This is a genomic window from Lacisediminimonas sp. (assembly GCF_030645335.1).
In the GTDB taxonomy this organism is placed as follows: Bacteria; Pseudomonadota; Gammaproteobacteria; order Burkholderiales; family Burkholderiaceae_D; genus Lacisediminimonas.
In genome coordinates this window covers 1-13,392 of sequence record NZ_JAUSNH010000076.1, presented here as the reverse complement: position 1 = coordinate 13,392, position 13,392 = coordinate 1, and the positions used below count along the sequence as shown (strand labels likewise).

Annotated in this window: 13 protein-coding genes; 7 read left to right on the top strand and 6 right to left on the bottom strand. The window is 60.7% G+C overall.

The annotated features are described in order from the left end of the window. A partial coding sequence (locus Q7T64_RS05600) for a hypothetical protein (RefSeq protein ID WP_304792539.1) occupies positions 1 to 851 on the top strand: 851 nt, incomplete at its 5' end. 150 nt (positions 852 to 1,001) lie between these two features. On the opposite strand, the gene groL is transcribed toward Q7T64_RS05600, so the two are convergent. Beyond that, on the bottom strand, positions 1,002 to 2,654 hold the full coding sequence (groL, locus tag Q7T64_RS05595) for a chaperonin GroEL (protein ID WP_304792536.1): 1,653 nt from the start codon (positions 2,652 to 2,654) through the stop codon (positions 1,002 to 1,004). Positions 2,655 to 2,702: 48 nt separating this feature from the next. After that, a complete protein-coding gene (groES, locus tag Q7T64_RS05590; RefSeq protein WP_304792534.1) occupies positions 2,703 to 2,993 on the bottom strand; it encodes a co-chaperone GroES in 291 nt (96 codons plus the stop codon). Between the two features lie 603 nt (positions 2,994 to 3,596). Between groES and Q7T64_RS05585 the strand changes: the two genes are divergently transcribed. The 5 genes from Q7T64_RS05585 (at position 3,597) to Q7T64_RS05565 (ending at position 9,301) form a co-directional block, all read left to right on the top strand. Further along, entirely contained in the window at positions 3,597 to 5,036 is a 1,440-nt protein-coding gene (locus tag Q7T64_RS05585) for a UbiD family decarboxylase (protein WP_370653259.1), read from the top strand. Between the two features lie 81 nt (positions 5,037 to 5,117). After that, positions 5,118 to 6,188, top strand: coding sequence for an ABC transporter substrate-binding protein (locus Q7T64_RS05580; protein ID WP_304792531.1), 1,071 nt, complete (start codon positions 5,118 to 5,120; stop codon positions 6,186 to 6,188). Between the two features lie 64 nt (positions 6,189 to 6,252). Then, the gene (locus Q7T64_RS05575) at positions 6,253 to 7,527 is read left to right on the top strand and encodes a cytochrome P450 (protein ID WP_304792528.1); all 1,275 of its coding nucleotides are present in this window, start codon (positions 6,253 to 6,255) and stop codon (positions 7,525 to 7,527) included. A gap of 194 nt (positions 7,528 to 7,721) precedes the next feature. Then, a complete protein-coding gene (locus Q7T64_RS05570) occupies positions 7,722 to 8,045 on the top strand; it encodes a 2Fe-2S iron-sulfur cluster-binding protein (protein WP_304792524.1) in 324 nt (107 codons plus the stop codon). Next, positions 8,042 to 9,301 carry an NAD(P)/FAD-dependent oxidoreductase gene (locus Q7T64_RS05565; RefSeq protein WP_304792521.1) on the top strand — a complete coding sequence of 420 codons (1,260 nt, stop codon included), beginning with the start codon at positions 8,042 to 8,044 and terminating at the stop codon, positions 9,299 to 9,301. The genes Q7T64_RS05570 and Q7T64_RS05565 overlap by 4 nt, the downstream gene beginning before the upstream one ends. Positions 9,302 to 9,350: 49 nt before the next feature. Here the strand turns inward: Q7T64_RS05565 and Q7T64_RS05560 are convergent, their stop codons facing one another. Continuing rightward, positions 9,351 to 10,307, bottom strand: a complete 957-nt coding sequence (locus tag Q7T64_RS05560) for an ornithine cyclodeaminase family protein (protein ID WP_304792518.1) — start codon at positions 10,305 to 10,307, stop codon at positions 9,351 to 9,353. A 114-nt stretch (positions 10,308 to 10,421) separates the two neighbouring features. Here Q7T64_RS05560 and dacB point away from each other — a divergent pair, with 114 nt between their 5' ends. Continuing rightward, positions 10,422 to 11,840 (top strand): D-alanyl-D-alanine carboxypeptidase/D-alanyl-D-alanine-endopeptidase, encoded by a 1,419-nt coding sequence (gene dacB, locus Q7T64_RS05555; RefSeq protein WP_304792515.1) that lies wholly within the window; start codon positions 10,422 to 10,424, stop codon positions 11,838 to 11,840. Positions 11,841 to 11,886: 46 nt separating this feature from the next. On the opposite strand, the gene Q7T64_RS05550 is transcribed toward dacB, so the two are convergent. From Q7T64_RS05550 to Q7T64_RS05540, 3 genes are all read right to left on the bottom strand, one after another. Beyond that, a complete protein-coding gene (locus Q7T64_RS05550) occupies positions 11,887 to 12,381 on the bottom strand; it encodes a TPM domain-containing protein (RefSeq protein WP_304792512.1) in 495 nt (164 codons plus the stop codon). Between the two features lie 2 nt (positions 12,382 to 12,383). Then, positions 12,384 to 13,202: a YgcG family protein gene (locus tag Q7T64_RS05545; RefSeq protein WP_304792509.1), complete on the bottom strand. Its 819-nt coding sequence runs from the start codon at positions 13,200 to 13,202 to the stop codon at positions 12,384 to 12,386. Between the two features lie 21 nt (positions 13,203 to 13,223). Further along, on the bottom strand, positions 13,224 to 13,392 hold a 169-nt coding region (locus Q7T64_RS05540), incomplete at its 5' end, for a LemA family protein (protein ID WP_304792542.1).

The window sequence follows — 13,392 nt, the reverse complement described above, 5'->3', positions numbered from 1 at the left end:
GAACCGAGTTCAGGCTGTCAGCCAACAAGCAGGAGCGAGCGCTGAAGGCATCTGTGATCGTCGAACTGGCCAACGAGTTATGCACCGTCGCGGGGATTGGCCGACGCTCGGTTGCCACATTCGAATTGGCGCTATCCGCTTATCAGGCGATTCGCGGCAAACTCCATTCGAAAGTGACGCCCGAAGCATTTATCCTCGCCGTGGAAAAAGTCTGGGACGAGCGAATCCGTGGTGTGCCATCACCGGCATTGGCGAGTATCGAGTCGCTGGTCAGATTGGCCAAGGCGGCGCGCCAGGTGCGCAGCACCGAACTGGAGGCGATCTCGAAAATGCCCAGGTCCGACCGCGGCATACTGCTTGAATCGACCAAGATCAACAGGACGATGCTGGCCGAATTCAAGGCCGGTGTGCGCGAGTATGCCGAGCTTGAATTGGATGATGTCGCTGGCCAGGCTGGCGTGCTGGATAAGCTGCGCAAGATGCCGATGACGACCTTGTTGATGGCCAACCCGTCGCTGGTGGAACGCCTCGATTGCGCAGCGCAGCTCAAGCGCTTGCTGGATCACATCGACCCGGCGGAGCCGGTTTCTGCCAAGGACCTTGCGCCCGTTGCGAGCAAGCTGCAATCGGCCAGCGCATACGAAAGCACGACTGTGGACGCCACAGAGAGCGGCAACGATGCGCAGCGCCAAGCAGTGGAGCCCCCAGACGACGCAACTGGTGGCATCGAAACAGTGCGCGCCACGAAGATCCGCCGCAGCCTGACAAACATGCGCGCGCAAAACATTGCACGCAATCTGGATCGGCCGCTGGCCGATGCCTTCCAGGACCAGGTGGAGGTAGACGACTGACAAGAAGTGGCTTTCACGCGCAGGCAAACAAAAACCCCGCTTTCCATTTCACTGAAAGCGGGGTTTTTTCGTGCAACGACAATTACTTCAACGACCTGAGGCGCAGCAGGAACAGCATGCGGTGCGCCGTTGCCGGCGCGCCGCGGCACATTACATCATGCCTTCCATGCCACCCATGCCGCCCATTCCACCCATGCCGCCGCCCATGCCGCCAGCAGCTGGCTTGTCGTCGACCATCTCGGCGACCATACAGTCGGTGGTGAGCATCAGCGAAGCGATCGACGCTGCGTTTTGCAGTGCCAGACGCGTTACTTTTGCCGGATCCAGAACGCCCATGTCGACCATGTCGCCATAAGTGCCGTTGGCTGCGTTGTAGCCGTAGTTGCCCTTGCCTTCCATCACTTTGTTGACGACGACGGATGCTTCTTCGCCGGCGTTGGTGACGATCATGCGCAGTGGCTCTTCGATGGCGCGCAACACGATGCGGATGCCTGCGTCCTGGTCAGCATTGTCGCCCTTGACCTTCAGGTTCGAACGCGCGCGCAGCAGGGCTACGCCGCCGCCAGGCACGATGCCTTCTTCGACGGCTGCACGGGTAGCATGCAGTGCGTCTTCAACGCGGGCTTTCTTTTCTTTCATTTCGATTTCGGTGGCAGCGCCAACCTTGATCACGGCAACACCGCCAGCCAGCTTGGCTACGCGCTCTTGCAGTTTTTCACGGTCGTAATCCGACGTTGCTTCTTCGATCTGCACGCGGATCTGCTTGACGCGGCCTTCGATTGCAGCAGCCTGGCCAGCACCGTCGATGACGATGGTGTTTTCCTTGCCGATTTCGATACGCTTTGCCTGGCCCAGATCGGTCAGTGCGATTTTTTCGAGCGTCATGCCAACTTCTTCAGCGATGACCTGGCCACCGGTCAGGATGGCGATGTCTTCCAGCATGGCTTTGCGGCGATCGCCAAAGCCAGGAGCCTTGACTGCGCAAGTCTTCAGGATGCCGCGGATGTTGTTGACCACCAGGGTCGCCAGTGCTTCGCCTTCGACATCTTCAGCGATGATCAGCAGTGGACGGCTGGACTTTGCAACTTGCTCGAGTACCGGCAGCAGGTCACGGATATTGGCGATTTTCTTGTCATACAACAGAACGAACGGGTTCTCGAGAACCGCAACTTGCTTGTCCGGATTGTTGATGAAGTAAGGCGACAGGTAGCCGCGGTCGAATTGCATGCCTTCGACGATGTCGAGTTCGTCGTTCAGGGACTTGCCGTCTTCAACCGTGATGACGCCTTCCTTGCCGACTTTTTCCATGGCTTCGGCAATGCGCTCGCCGATCGATGGGTCGCTGTTGGCCGAGATCGCGCCGACTTGGGCGATTTCTTTGGACGTGGTGCAAGGACGGGCGATGTTCTTGAGCTCTTCAACCATGGCGGTAACCGCCTTGTCGATGCCGCGCTTGAGGTCCATCGGGTTCATGCCGGCTGCAACAGCCTTCATGCCTTCGCGCACGATGCCCTGGGCCAGCACGGTTGCTGTCGTGGTACCGTCACCGGCATTGTCAGCGGTCTTGGAAGCGACTTCCTTGACCATCTGCGCGCCCATGTTCATCAGCTTGTCTTTGAGTTCGATTTCCTTGGCGACGGTGACGCCGTCCTTGGTGATCGTCGGTGCACCGAACGACCGCTCGATGACAACGTTGCGGCCTTTAGGGCCCAGTGTGACTTTGACTGCGTTGGCGAGGATGTTGACACCCTCTACCATCTTGGCGCGTGCGCTGTCGCCGAAAATTACGTCTTTAGCTGCCATATTTTTCTCCTGATTTCCCGGATTTCTCGGAATTCTGTATTGGGTGGATTACTTCTCGACGATCGCCATGATGTCTTCTTCGCGCATGACGAGCACTTCCTTGCCGTCAACCTTGACTGCCTGGCCCGAATATTTACCGAACAGTACGGTGTCGCCGACCTTGACATCGAGTGGGCGAACTTTGCCGTCTTCGAGGATCTTGCCATTGCCGACTGCCAGGATTTTGCCCTGGTCTGGCTTTTCAGCAGCGTCGCCCGGCAGCACGATACCGGAAGCGGTCGTGGTTTCCTTTTCGAGACGTTCTACGATGACACGGTCATGCAAAGGACGAAGGCTCATACAAACTCCTTATAAATCAGTTGGTTATATTTATTTTGCGGCGAAAGTCGCCGCAGCGGCACAGCAGTAGGACAGGCTTGGCCCGTCCCGGCGAAAGCAGGAGGATAGCACTGTTGTTAGCACTCTACTCCGACGAGTGCTAAGTATAGGGACGGGTCGACAACTTTTCAAGCCTGAAATAGATGTGCTTTGATCCGGGCGCCGCGACCGCGATGGAAAATCGGCGCCGATCGGACGCGGCACTTGCTCATCGAAGCGCGGCCAGATTGGCGGTCGTAGCGTGAGTTTTTCTATCGCGCAGGGTCAATTTATCTCTACCGATACAAGAGGGGGCGGGCTTATACTTGTGCTGGTATAAGAACAAATTTCGCTCACACGAAGCGTAAGCGGAGACACGGGCCCGACAGCTAACGACCGTCCGATGGCGGCAAGCCCGGGCCGGGATCGCATCTCGAGCCGCTCATTGCCTGTTAAAAACCTGACGATGAGTGCTTTGGTTTCGCTTTTCCATCTGCCAGCCCCTCCAATACCTTCCTGTGGCGCACTTGATAGCAGGACCGGCGCGCTGTCGTTGACAGCAGGGCTGGCACAGGAGAGAGACAAATGAGCATGGCATCGGATTCCCGCGCGCCCCTGACGATGCGCAGCTGGCTGGACCGGCTGGCCAAGACAGACCGTCTGGTCGTGGCGCGCCCCGGCGTGGCCCTCAAGCACCAGGTTGCTGCGATCGGCAAGCACCTCGACGCCAGCAAGGCAGTCTTTTTCCCCCAACCCGATGGTCATTCAATCCCTGTCGTGACTGGTTTCATGTCGCGGCGCGAATGGATTGCCGAGGCAATGGGCGTGGACAACAGCGAACTGTTGCAGGCCTACCGCAAGGCGGTCGAGAACCCCTTGCCCTGGGACGAAGTGGCGGCCGGTTCTGCGCCTTGCCAGGCGGTGGTGCACCGCGAAGTGGATATGCGCACGCTGCTGCCGATTCCGACCCACAGCGAGCATGACAGCGGGCCTTATATTACGGCCGGCCTGATCATTGCCCGCAATCCCGATACCGGCATACAGAATGTGTCGATCATCCGGATCCAGGTGAATTCCAAAAACCGGATGGCGGTGCTGATGTTGCCGCGTCATACCTGGGCGTTTTACCAGGCCGCCGTCAAGCGCGGCGAATCGCTGCCGGTCGCCGTCGTGATTGGCGTGGACCCGCTGACCTTGCTGGCTTCGCAAGCGATCGTGCCGCTCAATGTCGACGAGCTGGGAATCGCCGGTGCATTGCACGGTGCGCCGCTGCGTGTGACCAAATGCCTGACCAGCGAAGTGCGGGTGCCGGCTGATGCGGAAATCGTGATTGAAGGACGGATCCTGGTCGAGGACCGTGAAATGGAAGGGCCGTTCGGCGAGTTTCCAAAGTATTACAGTTCGGCGGAAATGCGCGAAGTCATTCACGTCGATACGGTGACCCATCGCCAGAATCCGATCTATCACACCGTGGTGCCGGCCGAGATGGAGCACTTGCTGATGGGCGCGATCCCGCGCGAAGCCACCTTGCTGGCCCATTTGCAGCGCAGCTTCCCCGGCGTGCGCGATGTGCACTTGTCGGTGGGCGGTACCTGCCGTTATCACCTTTATGTGAAGTTGCACAAGCAGCGCGAAGGCGAGCCCAAGAATGTGATCATGGGCGCGTTCGCCGGGCATTACGACGTCAAGCATGTGGTCGTGGTGGACGAGGATGTGGATGTACATGACCCGAAGCAGGTGGAATGGGCGATTGCCACGCGCTTCCAGGCGGACCGCGATCTGCTCGTCGTATCTGGCGCGCAGGGCTCGATACTCGACCCGTCCACGACAGTGGCATTCGGCAGCGAGGACATTCCCCAGGAATTGCAGGGAATCAGTGCCAAAATGGGCCTGGATGCAACCAGGCCCGTCAAGTACAGTGGCCATGTATTCACCAAGGTAAAGATACCCGGAGAAGACCTGGATCCGACACCATTCCTGCAGGAAGGCGCCATTGAAAGTACGCGCCGGTTCCTGGCCGGTTAACCAGGCCGGCATGAGCTGGCCAAGGCAGGGCAGGACAGCACCACAATATAAAACCAACGATAAATGCCAAGGAGACTTTCAATGATCCGTATCGCTTTTCCTTCTGCGTCGCGCTTGCGCGCTCCGCTTGTCACCGCCTTGCTGCTCGGCGGCTTGTCCACTGCCATGCCATTGGCGGCCTTTGCTGCCGAGCCGGTCGAAGTACGCATCGGCACCAATGGTGTGGTCAGCGATGCCGCATTCTTCATTGCCAACCGCAAGGGCTATTTTGCCGAGCAGGGCATCAAGGTCACCTTCGTGCGTTTCGATGCCGGCCCGAAAATGATTGCGCCCTTGGGCACGGGCCAGCTCGATGTGGCGGCCGGGGCAATATCGGCCGGCCTGTTCAATGCAGCAGCACGGGGCATCAATATCAAGATCGTTGCGGACAAGGGATCTTCGCCGCCTGGTTATGACTATGTGCCTATCCTGGTGCGCAAGGCGCTGGTGGATTCCGGCAAGGTAAAGAGCTTCAAGGACCTCAAAGGCCTGAAGGTCGGTGAGGCCGGCAAGGGCGGATCGCAAAGTTCCAAGCTCAACGAGGCGCTCAAGAGCGAAGGCCTGACCTTCAATGACGTGCAGCATGAATACATCAGCTATCCGCAGCATGTGGCGGCCTTGCAGAATGGCGCTGTTGATGCTGCCCTGACCGCCGAGCCGTCTGCGACGCAGGCAGTCGAACGCGGCGTTGCGGTGCGCATGTCAATGGATAAAATCTATCCGAACCAGACTATTGCTGCACTTTTCTACGGCGGCCAGTTCATCGAGAAATCGCCCGAGATCGCCAGGAAGTTCATGATTGCCTACATCAAGGGCGCCCGGGTATATAACGACGCGTTAAAGGATGGCAAGTTCGCCGGTCCTGCTGCGGCCGAAGTGATCCAGATCCTGGTGCAGGATGCCAACGTCAAGGATCCTGAGCTGTACCGGAAGATGACGCCAAACGGCATCGATCCGGATGGCAAGATGAATGACGCCACCTTGAACAAGGATCTGCAGTTTTTCAAGGACCAGGGTTACATTGAAGGTGCAATCACGGTGAACCAGGTGCTGGACACCAGCTTTGCTGCTGCGGCGGTCAAGGTGCTGGGACCGTACAAGCGCAGGAATTGATGTAGTGCGTATTTGAGGAGTATGTGAGGCAAATGTGCGGCGGGCCGATGCCGGCTTGCCGCCCATGCAGGCGCCCGTATCCGGGCGCGATCATGCGGCAGGATTGTTGCTGCCGCTCGGTAACAAGGAGATGAACATGGCAGGAATGGACGCCACAATCAGTGGGGCGCCGGTGATGGACCTGGATCCGTTTTCGGAGGAATACATACTCAATCCCTATCCGTACCACGCGCAATTGCGGGATGCGGGACAGCTTGTATTCCTGGAGAAATGGAACGCATACGCAACCGGGCGCTATGCAGAAGTGCGCGCGATCCTGGAAGACCCTGCGACCTTTTGCTCCGGGGGCGGTGTCGGCCTGGCCAACTTCCACAAGGAAAAGCCGTGGCGTCCGCCAAGCATGCTGCTGGAAACCGATCCGCCCGAACACACGCGTAATCGCGCCGTGATCAGCCGGGCGCTGTCGCCCGCTGCCTTGCGCGCGTTGCGCTCGAAGTTCGAGGAAGAAGCCGTCGCGCTGGTCGGGCGTTTGTTACAGCAAGACAGCTTCGACGCCGTCAAGGACCTGGGCGAAGCATTTCCGCTAAAGGTGTTTGCCGATGCGATCGGGATCCGGCCAGAGGGCCGCCAGAACCTGATTCCCTATGGCGATATGGTGTTCAACGCGATGGGGCCGCGCAACGCGCTGTATGCGAAGGCGATGGAAAATGGCGAGGACGTGGCGAACTGGGTCTGGGATGCCTGCCAGCGCAGGAACCTTTCGCCGGATGGCCTGGGAATCCGTATCTTCGACGCGGTGGACGACGGCATCCTGACCGACGAGGAAGGCGCGAAAGTCGTGCGTTCGTTCTTGTCTGCCGGTATCGATACGACGGCCAATTCGCTGGCCACCGCCGTGTATTGTTTCGCCACTCATCCGGACCAGTGGCAGGCCTTGCGCGCCAAACCTGACCTTGCGCGTCCGGCGTTCGAGGAACTGCTGCGTTTCGAGTCGCCGTTCCAGACTTTTTTCCGGACCACGACTCGCGAGGTAGAATTGGCGGGCGTCACCATTCCTGCGGAAGAAAAAATCATGATGTCGCTGGGATCGGCCAATCGCGATCCGCGCCAGTGGAGCGACCCGGACCGTTTCGACATCACGCGCAGCACGATCGGCCATGTTGGCTTTGGCATGGGCATCCACGGCTGTGTCGGACAGATGATCGCCCGGCTCGAAGTGGAAATGATTTTGCGCGCGTTGGCGACGCAAGTCTCGTCCATTGAAGTCGTTGGCGAACCGCGCCAGCGCTTGCACAATACCTTGCGCGGGTTTGAGTATTTGCCGATGCGACTGCGCTGACGTTGTACCCGGCCGATCTTGCCGGACATTCGAGGCAGTCAATGTGCGTGGCGATGCCGCCAGTCACATTGATTGCCTTACTGCTTTAACCGTTTCACCGTTGACCGTTTTAAAGTCTACGTTCACGCGCGCCGGCATTCCCCATCCACGCGCCACATTTGCATACTGACATTACGAACTTACCTGATCACGACATGCCTAAAATCGTTTATATCCAACCTGAAGGCCAGCAGCAAACGCTGGAAGTCGCTAGCGGCACGACACTGATGCACGCGGCAATCGCCAATGGCATACAGGGTATCGTTGCCGAATGCGGTGGCTCGGCCATGTGCGCAACCTGCCATGTATATGTCGACCCTGCCTGGGAATCGCGGCTGCCGCCGATGGACGCAGTGGAAGACGAGATGCTCGGTTCGGTCGCTGCCGAGCGTCGCTCCAGCAGCAGATTGTCATGCCAGGTGACAGTTACGCCTGAGCTCGACGGACTCGTGGTGCACCTGCCGAGCACGCAGATATGAGCGACGCACCGGTTATCGTCGCCGGTGGCGGCCAGGCCGGCGCACAGGCCGCGGTGTCGCTGCGTCAGGCTGGTTTCGAAGGCCGGATCGTCCTGGTCGGCGACGAGCCCTCGCTGCCTTACCAGCGTCCCCCGCTATCCAAGGATTACCTGGCAGGCAAGCTGGAGGAATCCGGCCTGCTGCTGCGCGCCGAGAAAGTCTACGCAGACCAGCGGGTTGAATTGATGCTGGGTGAACAGATCACCGCTATCGACACCGCCAGGCGAAGCATCAGCCTGGCATCGGGTGGCGAACTCGCTTACAGCCATCTGGTGCTGGCAACCGGCGCACGCAATCGTCCCTTGCCGGCGCCGGGCGCTGAGCTTGACGGCGTGTTCTACCTGCGCACACTGGCGGAAGCGCGCAGCTTGCGCGAGCGGCTCGGCCAGACCAGGCGCGCGGTCGTGGTCGGCGGTGGCTTCATCGGACTGGAATTCGCTGCGGCAGCCCGCGCGCATGGCATCGCAGTCAGTGTGGTGGAAGCCGCGGCGCGGCCGATGTCACGCGTACTGAGCGTGCAAATGTCGTCTTACCTGGCTGCCAGGCACGACACAAATGGCGTACCGATCATCCTTAATCGTTCGGTCCAGCGTTTTGTCGGTGAAAATGGCCGGCTTACCGGCGTTGTGCTCGATGACGGCACTGTGCTGGAAGCCGATCTGGCCGTGGTCGGTATTGGCGTGCTGCCAAATGCCGAGCTGGCTGAGGCTGCCGGACTGGCCGTCAAGAACGGTGTGGTGGTCGATGAAAACCTGCTCACCTCGGATCCATTTATATCGGCGATCGGCGACTGTGCTTCCTTCCCGAGCAGTTTTGCGGGTGGCCTGATCCGGCTGGAGTCGGTGCAAAATGCGACGGACCAGGCTCGCTGCGTTGCTGCCCGTCTGGCAGGCAAGCCAACGCCGCCCTACAACAACGTGCCCTGGTTCTGGAGCGAGCAATACGATGTTCGCCTGCAGATGGCCGGCATTACCTCATCCCATGACCAGGCCGTGCTGCGCGGGTCGCCGGACGACAATGCCTTTTCGGTTTTCTGTTTCCGCGACGGTGCGTTCCTTGGCGCCGAGTCGGTCAACCGGACTCCGGATCACCTGGCCGTACGTAAGTTGCTGGCCGCGGGCATCGCGATCACGCCCGAACAGGCAGCCGATCTGTCGTTCGACCTGAAACTGGCGGCCGCACCACCTGCGGCTGCTGCTGTTTCCGCTGCGAAGTAGCAGCACAGCCTGGTCGCACGCATTCGTCGCAATAGCCCGCCGCGGCCGGTCAGTCGGCCGGCCGCAGCACCGACCAGGCCAGGTCAGCTGCGGCCAGGTCTTCTATGCCGGTGCCGACGGATTTGAACAAGGATATTTCGCTCTGACTGCGGCGGCCGGGATGGCGGCCATGTACCAGGTCGGCCAGTTCGGCCAGCACTGAGTCGCGCGTAATGCGGCCGTTCCGGATCGGCTGCAGCAGGTCGCCTGCTTCGGCTAACGCGCCGCCCCGGGTGTCGACAAACAGAGTGGCTGCCGCGATCAGGTCGTCGTCGGCTTCGCGCATGTCCGGTTTGAACCCGCCCACCAAGTCGATATGCGTGCCAGGCCTGATCCAGCCGCGCTGGAGGATTGGCACCGTGCTGGTGGTGGCCGCCGTGATGATGTCGGCCGTTGCCACCGCCTGCGGCAGGTCGCTAGCAATATCAAGCTCCACACCAGCGGGCAAGCCCAGATCCCGGATATGCGCCAGGCTCGCCCGGGCCCGGTCGGCCTGCCGGCCCCACACCAATACCCGTTCAATGCCGCGCTGCGCGCAATGCGCCGCCGCCAGGTAGGGTGCGAGCGAACCGCTGCCCACCACCAGCAAAGTCTTGCTGTCGGGCCGCGACAAGTAACTTGATGCCAGCGCAGAAGCGGCAGCAGTGCGGCGCAGCGTCAGTTCTTCGCCATCCAGCAGCGCCTTTGGCTGGCCGCTTGTCGTGTCGAACAGCACGAATACCGAATGCAGGGTCGGCAGCCCACGTGCCGGATTGCCGGGTGCAGCCGTCACCAGCTTGACGCCCATATGGGCGCCCGGCTGCCACACCGGCATCAGCAGCAGGACCGTGCCTTCTTTCTCATCGACTTGATGCACATGCCGGGTGGGAGCAATGACCCCCTTTAAAAACGCGGTTCGCAGTGCGTCGATCAGCGCCGGCCAGGGCAGGGCCTGGCGCAATTGGGTGGCAGTCAGGTAGGGAATCATTGTGCTGGTGGTCCAGGTGGTGAGGGTGCGGCAGCAGTGTAATTCATGTCGTCGGCCTCCCCCTTCTGCATGGGATAATTCCTGATCGAAACATGTGCGTTACCGCAACCAGGCATGACTATGCATTCATTCAAGCCGTTTGTCGCGCTACTGGTGGCCGCCGTATGCTGGCTACACCATGGCGCAGCGGCGCAATCCCTGCCAGAGCCAGTTGTGCAAGCGTTCACGCGGGCCGGCATTCCGCGCCAGGCCATCGGCGTGCTTGTGCAGGATGTCTCGGCTACTTTGCCGACCATGCAACTGAATGCCGATTCGGCATTCAATCCGGCGTCGGTGATGAAACTGGTCACGACCAATGCCGCGCTTGAGCTGCTTGGCCCGGCCTTCACCTGGCGCACGCAAGCCTTTGCCACCGGCCTGCAGTCAGGCGATGTGCTACAGGGCGACCTGGTCGTTCGCGGTGGCGGCGACCCCAAGCTGGTGGTCGAAAATTTCTGGTTGTTCCTGCGCCAGGTCAGGGCGCGCGGCATCCGTGAAATCCGCGGCAACCTGGTGCTCGACCGCAGCTATTTCCAGGCGGCGGTGACGGATCCCGCTGCCTTCGATGGCGATCCGCATCGCCCCTACAATGCCGCACCGGATGCGCTGCTGCTCAATTACCGGGCGCTGTCATTGCGCTTCCTGCCGGATGAAGTGGCCGGCATGGTGCGAGTGTCGACCGAGCCGGTGGTGGATGGATATCCCGTGGCCACGCCGCAACTGGGCGGCGGCGCATGCAATGATTGGAAGCGTGGCTTGCGGGGGCGGCCCGGTGCAAATGGCATCAGCTTCGATGGCAGCTATCCGGCCAGTTGCGGCGAGCGGACCTGGAGCATGCATGCATGGCAGGTATCGGCGGACCAGTATTTCGGCATGGTATTCCGCCAGATCTGGCGCGAACTTGGTGGCGTGTTCACCGGCGACATACGTGCGGGCGCGGTACCGGCCGATGCACGGCTGCTGGTCGAATGGCGTTCGCCGGCACTGTCGGAAGTGGTGCGGGATATCAACAAGTACAGCAACAATGTGATGGCGCACCAGTTGCTGCTGACTATCGGGACGCAGGTATCGGGACAGCCGGGGGATATCCAGCGCGGTGGCGATGCCGTGCGCGCGTGGCTGGCCGCGAAGGGAATCGGCGCGCCGGAACTGGTGATCGATAACGGCTCGGGCTTGTCGCGCAGCGCGCAACTGACGCCGCGCATGCTGGGAAAGTTGCTGGTGTCCGCTTTCCATTCGCCGGCAATGGCGGAGTTCCTGTCGTCAATGCCGTTGGCCGGGTTCGATGGCACGATGCGCAACCGCTTGCAGCAGCTTGCTGGCGCGTCGCATATCAAGACCGGCAGCCTGAATTCGGTGCGCTCGATCGCTGGCTACGTGCTTGCCGCCTCGGGCCGGCGCTATGCGGTGGTCAGCATCGTGAATCATGCCAATGCACCGGCTTCGCAGGCAGCGCATGATGCCTTGCTGCGATGGATCGTGGAGAAGGGCTGAGCGCCAGTGCGCGACTGCAAGCGCGTTGTATCGGGATGCAAGCCGTCTACAGCATCATCGGACGATTCGAAAGTTCGTTCGGGTTGTCGCTGCCAGCGGGCAGGCTGGGGTGCAGCAGCGCGTTGAGCGAGTCGATTGCCTCCACCACGCTTTCGTCATAGCGGCCGACGGCGAAGCCGGACGTGATGGTGCGGCAAAGCTGCTGCCATTGCGCGGCGTCGAGCAGCTTGTTGACGCCACGGTCGGCGACGATCTCGACCTGATGGTCGGCCAGGTTGATGTACAACAGGATGCCGGTGTTTTCTTCGGTATCCCAGATCCGGTATTCCGAGAACAGCGCCAGTGCGCGATGGCGTGACGTCCTGCCTTCGAGCAATGCGCCGAGATCCATCGACGCTTCGACCATCAGCCGGATCTCGGCCCGGTGCAGCTTTTCACCGCGTGAAATTGCTTTCTGGATGGCTTTCATTCCGTCCGGCGGAAAGGCGCGCCGGCCAGCGGCGGCAGTCGTGGTCAGGTGGCGAAAAATTCGTTTGAACATGGTTACCAATTCCCCGATGCGCCGCCGCCATCGAAACCGCCGCCACCGCCTGAAAATCCGCCACCGCCACCGCCACCACCGCCCAGGCCGCCCCAGCCAGTCATGCCGCCGCGGCCAAGGCCGTGTTGTGTGCCGTATCCCAAGCCACTGCCAAGGATGATCCCGGCCGAACGACCCCAGCCGTCGGAACTGAATTTACGCTGGCCATTGCGCGTGCGGGCGATCACCGTGAAAATGACGAACGCAAATACCAGGAACGGCAACCAGCCCGCGATACCAACCTCGTCGATTGCGGTAGCGGCCTTCTGGTTCGCCGGCAGTTGCTCCTTGGCGACGGTTGCTGCGATGGCGGCCATCCCGGCAGCAAGTCCCCCGTAATAATCGTTCTGGCGGAAATGCGGGGCGATCACGTCTTGCAGGATGCGCTTTGACTGGGCGTCGGTCAGCGATCCTTGCACGCCACGGCCGGCTTCGATGCGCAGCCTGCGCAACGCCGCCGGATTGTCCTTGGCAACGACCAGGATGACGCCGTCGTCCACGCCCTTGCGACCGAGCTTCCAGGCATCGGCGACCCGGATGCTGTATTGCTCGATGGCTTCGGGCGCGGTGCTGTTGATGAGCAGCACGGCAAATTGATTGCCGGTGCGATCCTCATGTTCCTTCAGCACGCTTTCCAGCTTGCTGCGCTCCTCCGGCTTGAGCATGCCAGCAAGGTCGGTGACGCGTGCCTGCAACGGCGGCACGGCGACGAAATCCTGCGCCCAAACGTGGGCTGCCAGGGTTAGCAGCAGGTAGGCAAGCAAATGCTTGAAGGCGAGCATGTGAGGGGATCCCGGTCGCGCCTATTTCCCGAAATTGACGGCGGGAGCATTCGAAATCGCCCGCTCGTTCTCAACGGCGAAATTGGGCTTTACCTGATAGCCAAACATCATCGCCGTCAGGTTGGTCGGGAAACTGCGGGTCAGCACGTTGTACTCGCGTACCGTATTGATGTAGCGGTTGCGCGCAACG

Excerpts from the sequence above, each read along its gene's own strand:
- Q7T64_RS05545 (WP_304792509.1), bottom strand. The coding sequence starts at position 13,202 with ATGCTCGCCTTCAAGCATTTGCTTGCCTACCTGCTGCTAACCCTGGCA.
- Q7T64_RS05570 (WP_304792524.1), top strand. The coding sequence starts at position 7,722 with ATGCCTAAAATCGTTTATATCCAACCTGAAGGCCAGCAGCAAACGCTG.
- dacB (WP_304792515.1), top strand. The coding sequence starts at position 10,422 with ATGACTATGCATTCATTCAAGCCGTTTGTCGCGCTACTGGTGGCCGCC.
- Q7T64_RS05575 (WP_304792528.1), top strand. The coding sequence starts at position 6,253 with ATGCAGGCGCCCGTATCCGGGCGCGATCATGCGGCAGGATTGTTGCTG.
- Q7T64_RS05550 (WP_304792512.1), bottom strand. The coding sequence starts at position 12,381 with ATGTTCAAACGAATTTTTCGCCACCTGACCACGACTGCCGCCGCTGGC.
- Q7T64_RS05560 (WP_304792518.1), bottom strand. The coding sequence starts at position 10,307 with ATGATTCCCTACCTGACTGCCACCCAATTGCGCCAGGCCCTGCCCTGG.
- Q7T64_RS05585 (WP_370653259.1), top strand. The coding sequence starts at position 3,597 with ATGAGCATGGCATCGGATTCCCGCGCGCCCCTGACGATGCGCAGCTGG.
- Q7T64_RS05580 (WP_304792531.1), top strand. The coding sequence starts at position 5,118 with ATGATCCGTATCGCTTTTCCTTCTGCGTCGCGCTTGCGCGCTCCGCTT.
- groES (WP_304792534.1), bottom strand. The coding sequence starts at position 2,993 with ATGAGCCTTCGTCCTTTGCATGACCGTGTCATCGTAGAACGTCTCGAA.
- Q7T64_RS05565 (WP_304792521.1), top strand. The coding sequence starts at position 8,042 with ATGAGCGACGCACCGGTTATCGTCGCCGGTGGCGGCCAGGCCGGCGCA.
- groL (WP_304792536.1), bottom strand. The coding sequence starts at position 2,654 with ATGGCAGCTAAAGACGTAATTTTCGGCGACAGCGCACGCGCCAAGATG.